At 65.6% G+C, this 7813-nt stretch carries 10 protein-coding genes; 4 read left to right on the top strand and 6 right to left on the bottom strand.

Annotated features, from left to right (window positions below; translation table 11 throughout):
* From AC1DJT_RS31450 to AC1DJT_RS31460, 3 genes are all read right to left on the bottom strand, one after another.
* Positions 1 to 292: ABC transporter substrate-binding protein (locus AC1DJT_RS31450; RefSeq protein ID WP_476835591.1), on the bottom strand; the 292-nt coding region annotated here is incomplete at its 3' end.
* A gap of 57 nt (positions 293 to 349) precedes the next feature.
* Complete coding sequence (locus AC1DJT_RS31455) at positions 350 to 574, bottom strand: hypothetical protein (RefSeq protein WP_441504791.1); 225 nt, start codon at positions 572 to 574, stop codon at positions 350 to 352.
* Positions 575 to 675: 101 nt separating this feature from the next.
* The gene (locus AC1DJT_RS31460) at positions 676 to 1617 is read right to left on the bottom strand and encodes a LysR family transcriptional regulator (RefSeq protein WP_441504790.1); all 942 of its coding nucleotides are present in this window, start codon (positions 1615 to 1617) and stop codon (positions 676 to 678) included.
* A gap of 53 nt (positions 1618 to 1670) precedes the next feature.
* Between AC1DJT_RS31460 and AC1DJT_RS31465 the strand changes: the two genes are divergently transcribed.
* Together AC1DJT_RS31465 and AC1DJT_RS31470 are read left to right on the top strand one after the other, a co-directional pair.
* Positions 1671 to 2123 carry a GNAT family N-acetyltransferase gene (locus AC1DJT_RS31465; RefSeq protein ID WP_441504789.1) on the top strand — a complete coding sequence of 151 codons (453 nt, stop codon included), beginning with the start codon at positions 1671 to 1673 and terminating at the stop codon, positions 2121 to 2123.
* A 72-nt stretch (positions 2124 to 2195) separates the two neighbouring features.
* Entirely contained in the window at positions 2196 to 2729 is a 534-nt protein-coding gene (locus AC1DJT_RS31470) for a putative immunity protein (RefSeq protein WP_441504788.1), read from the top strand.
* A 103-nt stretch (positions 2730 to 2832) separates the two neighbouring features.
* Here the strand turns inward: AC1DJT_RS31470 and AC1DJT_RS31475 are convergent, their stop codons facing one another.
* The 3 genes from AC1DJT_RS31475 to AC1DJT_RS31485 all read right to left on the bottom strand — a co-directional run bounded on the left by AC1DJT_RS31475 (position 2833) and on the right by AC1DJT_RS31485 (position 5554).
* Positions 2833 to 3330: a DUF4142 domain-containing protein gene (locus tag AC1DJT_RS31475; RefSeq protein WP_476835592.1), complete on the bottom strand. Its 498-nt coding sequence runs from the start codon at positions 3328 to 3330 to the stop codon at positions 2833 to 2835.
* A gap of 73 nt (positions 3331 to 3403) precedes the next feature.
* Positions 3404 to 4090 (bottom strand): GntR family transcriptional regulator, encoded by a 687-nt coding sequence (locus AC1DJT_RS31480; protein WP_476835593.1) that lies wholly within the window; start codon positions 4088 to 4090, stop codon positions 3404 to 3406.
* Between the two features lie 45 nt (positions 4091 to 4135).
* On the bottom strand, positions 4136 to 5554 hold the full coding sequence (locus AC1DJT_RS31485; RefSeq protein ID WP_441504785.1) for an NAD(P)H-dependent oxidoreductase: 1419 nt from the start codon (positions 5552 to 5554) through the stop codon (positions 4136 to 4138).
* Positions 5555 to 5734: 180 nt separating this feature from the next.
* Between AC1DJT_RS31485 and AC1DJT_RS31490 the strand changes: the two genes are divergently transcribed.
* A complete protein-coding gene (locus tag AC1DJT_RS31490) occupies positions 5735 to 6763 on the top strand; it encodes a 4-hydroxythreonine-4-phosphate dehydrogenase PdxA (RefSeq protein WP_476835595.1) in 1029 nt (342 codons plus the stop codon).
* Positions 6764 to 6827: 64 nt separating this feature from the next.
* Positions 6828 to 7813: Bug family tripartite tricarboxylate transporter substrate binding protein (locus tag AC1DJT_RS31495; RefSeq protein ID WP_476835594.1), on the top strand; the 986-nt coding region annotated here is incomplete at its 3' end.

The following is a 7813-nucleotide window of genomic DNA, read 5'->3' on the forward strand; positions in this document are numbered from 1 at the left end:
GGCCGAGCACGGCATAGGTGCCCTCGTCGATGGCGCGCTGCACCGCGGCGCGGGTGTTCCCCGGGTTGGTCTGCGTGTCGTAATGGACGATCTCGATCTGCTTGCCGAGGATGCCGCCCTTGGCATTGATGTCGGCGACGGCGAGATCGATGCCGTTCTTCCAGTTGGTGCCGGCGGTCGCGCCCGCACCCGAGAGCTCGACGACGTCGACGAGCTTGACCTTGTCCTGCGCCAGCGCCGGCGTCGCGAGCCCTGCGCCGAGGGCCGCGGCGATGATCCATTTGAATGTCATGATGTTTCCTCCAGTTGTCCGGTTTCTTGTCTCCGCCCGGTCTCGCCGGGGCGTCGCTCAGGCAGCGCGATCGATCGTCGCGCGCGCCGCCATGACCCTGTCGAAGGCCTCGGCCTTCGCGTTATCCGAAGGCTCTGCGCCGATGATCTCGATCAGGTGGCACCGCGCTTCGAAACGGGCGGCCCGTGCGGCCGCCGCGTGCATCGCCAGTGACACAGAATGCGCGATCGGCGAGCCGAGCAGCACACGCGTGGTCCTGTTGGCGACGGCGATTGCCGGCATGTCCGATCCCTCTTGGCTCGCCCGTCATGGTCGCAGGCGTTGCCATACGTCAGATAAACCGATTTAGGCTAGTAACGCGATAACCAATTCAATCGCATTACCTAACCTGATGTTATCTTTTCCACCGCCTTGACTGGGGCGCGCAGGCGGGATGAGACCACCGCGTTCATCTCCTCGCGCAGCAGGGTGACGAAGGTTTCGGCATAGAGCGAGGGCGCCTTGTCGTTCTTGATCGCAACATAGGTCTGGAAGCGGGTCGGCTCCTCGATCGGGATCGCGGTGATGCCCTGCATCGAGCCATGCGCGACGGTGAACTGGTCGATGATGGCGATGCCGAGCCCGGCCCGCACGAGCGAGCAGACCGTGGTGCCGAAGCGGGCCTTGATCCGCATGTCATAGGCCAGGCCCTGCCGGCTGAAGATCTCGCTCATGACCCGGCCATAGGGATCGTTGGGATCGATGCCGATCAGTTCGTGCTGCACGATCTCGCGCGCCGACAGGCAGGCGCGGCCGGCAAGCTCATGGCTGTCGGGGACGATGCAGAGCAGTTCGCCCACCGCCAGGGGGACGAAATCGATACCGGGATGGTCGAGCTTGTAGCTCATCGCCGCGATCTCGCCCTTGCCGAGCAGGAGATAGTCGAGCGCCTCCTCGATCTTCAGGATGTTGATGTCGATGCGCAGGTCCGGATGCTTGCGCCGCAGCCGCTCGATCGCACGAGGCACCATGACATGGCAGATGCTCGGCACGGAGCCGAGCTTGAGCTCGATCTCGCCGCCGCGCTCGATGCGGGCGAGCGTGTAATGCAGGTCGTCGACCTTCTTGTAGACCCCGTTGATCTGCTCGAAGATGTCGTTGGCCTCAGGGGTTGGAATGTAGCGCCCATGCCGGCGCTCGAACAGTTTCAGCCGCAGCGTACGCTCGGTATGCTTCATCAGGCGGCTGATGCCCGGCGCCGAGACGCTGAGCAGCTTGGCCGCCCCGGCAATCGTGCCGGTGATCATGATGGCGCGGATCACCTCGATCTGGCGGAGGGTCAGCATGACCGGCGTATCCTTCCCCATCCAGTTTTGCGACAAGCGGAGGCGAGGGCCGGATGACTGTCAAGCGGGCCGGACGGGAGCAGATCGTGGAAGTCGAGATCAGGCGGGTAACCGCGGCGGACATGGCCCTGTTCGACCGCGTCGACGAGGATGTCTTCGACGAGCCGGTCGATCCGGCAAGGCTCAGCGCTTATCTCGCCTCGCCGGGCCATCTCATGCTTGTCGGGCTTCGCCAGGACGTGGTGGTGGCGCAGGTCGCTGCCGTGATCCATCGCCATCCCGACAAGAAGACGGAACTCTATATCGATGAGGTCGCCGTTGCCCCCGCGCTGCAGCGCCAGGGGTTGGCGCGGCGGATGCTTGACGACATGTTCGCCTGGGGCCGCGAACTCGGTTGCGAGGAGGTCTGGGTCGGAACCGAGCTGGACAACGAGCCGGCGCGCGCGCTTTACGAACGGCCGTTCGGATCGGGCGGCGTCTTCGTCATGTATGCCTGCGTGCTCTAGGCTTGGGGCCTGTCACTCGCGCTATCGCTCTGGCACCGCAATCGGGCTTTCGGTGCCTCGCCAGGGACGACGATGGCTGACGACGAGACCGCGATGCAACTCGGCGAGGACGAACTGCGCGCGATCGCGCTCTATGCCGCAAGCTGTGCCAGGCAGGCGCTGCCGCTTTTCGAATCCAGATACCCTGCCGATCATCGTCCGCGAGACGCGATCGAGGGTGCGGAGGCGTTCGGGCATGGAGGCAGGCGGACCGCTCTGTTACGCTCGCAGGCCTGGGCGGCGCATGCCGCCGCTCGCGAGGCGCAGGATCCTGCCGCCACTGATGCCGCCCGAGCCGCCAGTCTCGCGGCCGCGGCCGCGTATCTGCACCCCAAGGCCACTCCGCACCAGGTCAGGCACATCCTCGGCGCAGCGGCTCATCAGGCACAGGCCCTGGAAATCGCAGCGGGAGATGACGAGACCGTCGGCGAAGAGCAGCTTCGCTGGGCTCTGAAACACGCGCCTCCGGCCGTTCGCGACGTCTTGCGGCGCATGCCCAACGTGCCTGCCGGTCGAAGCCGCATGGGAGATTTCCTCCGTGAGCTCGACACCGGCCTTCGGGGCTAGTGGCCGGCTCTTCTGCGAATTCGCGCAAGGGTCGCACCCCGGTCTTCAGGGGTCGGAACCCGGGCCGGGGCGCTCGAGACGACGCCGTGCCGGGGAGCGCGCTTCAGTCTGCGCCCGGCAGTTTTCGGGTCAGTTCGGCCTGGGTTTGCAGGAGCGGCAAGGTCTTGCTGGCAAAACCCTTCAGTTCGGTATCCGTGCCAGCCTGGGCGTAGCCGGAAAACAGCGCCATCGCCTCGTCCTGGGCTTGCTTCTGCGCGCCGACATAGGCGCGGTCGAACTCAGGCMCCTGCTTGTCGCCGAGCTCGCGCAGGATGTCCTGATGCGCCTGGTCGGGCCGTTCCGGCAGGGCGATGCCAGAGCGCTTCGCCACGATCTGGCGCAAGCCGGTGCCTGCGATCGTGCGGTCGTTCACGGCCTGATGCGCAAAGGCCTTGATCTCGGGCGAGGAACTCTTCTGCAAGGCGAGCGTGCCGAGCTCGACGGCCATCATGTTCGAGACTGCGGCTCGTCTGACGAATTCATCGGCCTGGAGCGCTTCCTGTGCAGGAGCACGGGAAACGCAAAACGCCAGTGCCACCAGGGCAAGCAGGACTGCTCTCATCAATTCCTCGCAGCTGTGCGGCCCCCCAATGAGGGATAACCTGCAATCCGCGCCGAGGTTCCGGATATCGGGGTTAGAGGACGTCGCTGACACGCAGCCGTGTCGAGTCCATGTGCCGGCCGATGACGTCCGCCAGTGCGTCCGCGTCGCGCTTCTTCAGCGCGACGATCATCTCCTCATGCTCCGCCACGGCCCCGGCCCATTTCACCGGGCCCTCATTGCCGATGAAGCGCAGCCGTTTGATCCGCGCCTGCAGGGTCTCGTGCATCTCCATCAGCACGGCATTGCCGGAAGCGGCCACGATGGCGCTGTGGATCGCCTGGTTGAGCTTGAAATATTCGAGCCGGTTCTTGGTCTCATATAGCTCCAGCATCTGCCTGTGCAGTGCGTGGATCGCCTCGATCGTCTCGTCGCTGGCCAGCTGACAGGCCATCCGGCCTCCGAGTTGCTCGAGCGTCTTCAGCACCTGCAGGATCTGGGCGAGATCCTTGTCGGTGAAGCGGCGCACGATCGCGCCCTTGGCGGGCAGGATCTCGACCAGACCTTCGCTTGCCAGCGTCTTGATCGCCTCGCGCAKTGGAGTGCGCGAGACGCCGAGCTGGGCGCCGACCTGCCCTTCGTTGATCCGCTGGCCAGGCGCGAGCCGGCCTTCGATGATCATGTCGCGCAGGCGCTCCAGGACCTCGTCATGCAAGGTGCGCCGGGTGATGCGCGGATAGATATCCGGCGCGGCCCGGGTGATGTCGGCTTCGTTTGTCATCGCCGTCCCTCGTTTTCATCGTTACGGCATGGGGTCGTCAGCCTGTCAACGCGCCGCAGCTGCGCGCTCCACCGGGCTTTCGGCGAAGATCTCGTCCTGCCTGCGCCGGGTCTGGAGGAGGGCCGAGCCCTGATCGATCTCGACATCGCCGAGTTTGATCGCGGCTCCGGCCGCCACGGGGCGAACCAGCTTGCGGTTGGCAACCAGGTAGAACGGGGCAGGGCGGTCATCGGCGAGCGCCGCGGCCGGACGCATTTCGGCGCCGACGCTGTCGATGCTGTGGTGATGGCCGCCCATGGTGAGCACGGTGCCGGCCGGCAGGTCCCGCTCCGCAACGGCAACCAGGTCCCAGCGCGGACGATAATCCTCGCCATAGCCGGACCGGCCGAGCCCGGCCGCATCGAGAATGCTGGTCGCGGCCTCGATGCCGAGCAGGTGTCGCGGCAGGTAAAGCATCGCGGTCTTGGCAGTGCGGCTGACCACATGGCCCTTGCCGGCAAGCATGTCCCAGGTGGCATCGTCCTCGCAGCGCACGACGATGAAGACGCCGCCGGCGAAGCTCGCTTCCTCCGCCAGACGGAGATGATGGAAGACATCGACGCGGCGTGTGCCGGCGCTCAGGCCACCCTGGCGGCGTTCGGCGAAGAGGTCGGCGATTTCGGGAATGCGGGCCGGCGGGGCATGGAAGCCGGGCGTATCGGGGCCAAGCCCGGTCGCATTGGCGACAAGCGTCATTTCGCAGAGATCAGGAACGGCCCTGAGCGGGAAGGCGCTGCCCAGGATGCGGGCACGCTCGGCGGCATTGCGGACGGTCGAACGCGAACCGGGCAGCCAATGCTCGCGCAACTTAGGGAGCGAATGCGTCACCCCGTTGCAGGTCACCGCACCGGTCGCGGCATCGAGAACGAAATCATATTCGCTCGACTTGCCGGCGGCGATGATCTCCAGCCCGAGCACCTCGGCCCAGGTGACGAGGGCAATCAGCAGGCTCGGCTGGTCGCCGTCCACCGGCGTGACGACGACGCCCTTGTCCTGCGCCATGCGGGCGAGACCGGGGCCGACGACGCTGTCTGCTTCCTTGGAAACGAGCGCGACATGGCGCCCGGCCTCGATCGCCGCCAGGCTGTGGCGGGTTGCGGCTTCCGGGCTGCCGGTCGCCTCGATCAGCAGGTGGAAGGGCAGGTCGATGACGGTCTCCAGACGCCCGGCGGCAATATGGCGACCGGCCTCCCAGGCCGCCTTGGCTTCCGCCGGTGTTTCGCAGGCGACGATTTCGGAGGCGGGGATGCCGGCGGCCGCCATGGCACGGGCTGCGCCCTCAGGTGTCATGTCCACCGCGATGCGCGCATTGACCAGCCTGATCCGCCTTGCCTGGCCCAGGAAGCTCTGGCCGAAGCCGCCGCTGCCGACCAGACAGGTCTCGATCGGGGTCTTGATGCCGCTGTAGAGCGAATGAAAGTTCATGGGCAGATCCTCCGGGCGCCGCGTCGCGACTCTGAACCGGCCGCCACTTTGCGCTCAGCCTATAGCAAGATGGATATGCTGCATACAGCATACTTGTAGCGTTTAGAGGGCTATGCTAGGTCGATGGCCAAGTCTGGCCCTGATCACATCCGGCCATGTGGGAGAATGAGAGCGATGGACATGCGCGCAAACGGATCACTGCCGACGATAGCCGTCGCGATGGGGGATCCGTCCGGCATCAGCCCCGAATTGCTGGCGCGCATCCTGCTCGAGCCCGATCTGCGCTCGTCTGCCCGCTATGTCGTCTTCGGCGACAAGCGCCTGCTCGATCTCGGCGCTGCGGACGCCAAGGTCGATCCGGACGTGCTGGTCATTCGCGAGGGCGAAGAGATTCCGGCAYAGTCGGCGAAGCCGGTCTTCATCGATCTCGCCAATCACGATCCGGCCGCCCTCGAGCGTGGCAAGGCGACGCTCGCCGGCGGCCAGGCGGCGACCGATAATTTCCGTCGGGCGCTCCGCTTCGCTGGGGAAGGCAAGGCCGATGCCGTGTTCTTCACGCCCTTCAACAAGGCTGCGATGCGCTTCGCCTATCCGGGCTATGACGACGAGATCCGCTTCGTGCGCGATGCCATCGGCTATGAGGGCGATGCCAGCGAGTTCAACATTCTCGACGGGCTGTGGAACGCCCGTGTCACCTCGCATATCCCGCTGTCCGAGGTCGCGGCTGCGATCAGCCAGGAGCGCATCCTCAAGGCGCTGACGCTGGCCGACGGCAATCTGCGCGCTGCCGGCTTCAACCCGCCGCGCATTGCCGTGGCCGGCATCAATCCGCATGCCGGCGATGGCGGCAATTTCGGCCGTGACGAGATCGAGACGATCGAGCCTGCCGTGAAGCAGGCCAAGGCCCGGGGCTTCACCGTCGAGGGGCCTTTCCCCTCCGACACCGTCTTCCTGCGCGCCAGGAACGGTGATTTCGATGCCGTGCTGACGATGTATCACGACCAGGGCCAGATCGCGATGAAGCTGATCGGCTTCGACCGTGGCGTCACGCTGATCGGCGGCTTCCCGTTCCCGATCTGCACGCCGGCGCACGGCACCGCCTATGAGATCGCAGGCAAGGGCATCGCCAATCTCGGCGCGACCCGTGCGGCGCTCAGCCTCGCCATCAAGATGGCGAATGAAGGAAGGGCCGCACGCAAGGCGGCTTGAGTTCACCGCGGCCGGGCAGCCGTTTCATGAGCCGCCCGGCATCTAATCACGAAGGGAGAAACGAATGAAAAAGACGAGCATTGCGGTTGGTATTGCGGTCGCGTTCAGCCTGGCCGGTGCAACCGCCGCGCAGGCCTGGCAGCCCACCAAGCCGGTGGAATTCGTGGTCACCTCGGGCGCCGGCGGCGGCACCGACAATTTTGCCCGCGTCATCCAGTCGATCATCACCAAGCACAAGCTCTTCGACCAGCCGATCGTGGTGGTGAACAAGGGTGGCGGCAGCGGCGCTGAAGGCTACATCCATGGCCGCGCCGGCAAGGGCGACCCCCATCGCGTCATCTTCGGCACCAATAACGCCTATCTGCTGCCTTACGTCGCCAAGCTCGGCTACAAGCTCTCGGATCTGACGCCGGTCTCGGCGCTGGCGCTGGACGAGTTCATCCTCTGGGTCAACGGCCAGGCTCCCTATGCCGATGCCAAGAGCTATATCGATGCGGTCAAGGCCAAGCCCGGCTCGCTCAAGATGGGCGGCAGCCAGTCGAAGGACACCGACCAGACGCTGACCTCGATGATCCAGGAAGCCGCTGGCGTGAAGTGGATCTACGTGCCGTTCCAGGGCGGCAGCGCAGCCGCCGTGCAGCTCGCCGGTGGTCACATCGACTCCAACGTCAACAACCCCAACGAGAATATCGGCCAGTGGAAGGCCGGCCAGGTGAAGCCGCTCTGCGTGTTCAGCCCGGTGCGTCTCGCCAAGGGCGAGGCGGTCTTCGAKGGCAAGGGCTGGGGCGATATCCCGACCTGCAAGGAGGCTGGCCTCCCGCTCGAGACATTCCAGATGCCGCGCACCGTCTGGCTGCCGGCCGAAGTTCCCGCCGATGCGGTCGCTTACTACGCCGACATCATGGAAAAGGTCAGCAAGACGCCGGAGTGGCAGGAATTCATCACCCGCACCTCGCAGACCGGCCGCTTCATGAAGGGCAAGGAATTCGCCGATTTCGTCGCCAAGGACGAAGCCGCGAACAAGAAGACCTTCGAAGCCGAAGGCTGGGT

The organism is Allobosea sp. 05T422_2 (assembly GCF_056396265.1).

What these genes read in the sequence shown, in the direction of transcription:
- AC1DJT_RS31455 (WP_441504791.1), bottom strand. Translation starts at nt 574, where the DNA reads ATGCCGGCAATCGCCGTCGCCAACAGGACCACGCGTGTGCTGCTCGGC.
- AC1DJT_RS31460 (WP_441504790.1), bottom strand. Translation starts at nt 1,617, where the DNA reads ATGCTGACCCTCCGCCAGATCGAGGTGATCCGCGCCATCATGATCACC.
- AC1DJT_RS31465 (WP_441504789.1), top strand. Translation starts at nt 1,671, where the DNA reads ATGACTGTCAAGCGGGCCGGACGGGAGCAGATCGTGGAAGTCGAGATC.
- AC1DJT_RS31470 (WP_441504788.1), top strand. Translation starts at nt 2,196, where the DNA reads ATGGCTGACGACGAGACCGCGATGCAACTCGGCGAGGACGAACTGCGC.
- AC1DJT_RS31485 (WP_441504785.1), bottom strand. Translation starts at nt 5,554, where the DNA reads ATGAACTTTCATTCGCTCTACAGCGGCATCAAGACCCCGATCGAGACC.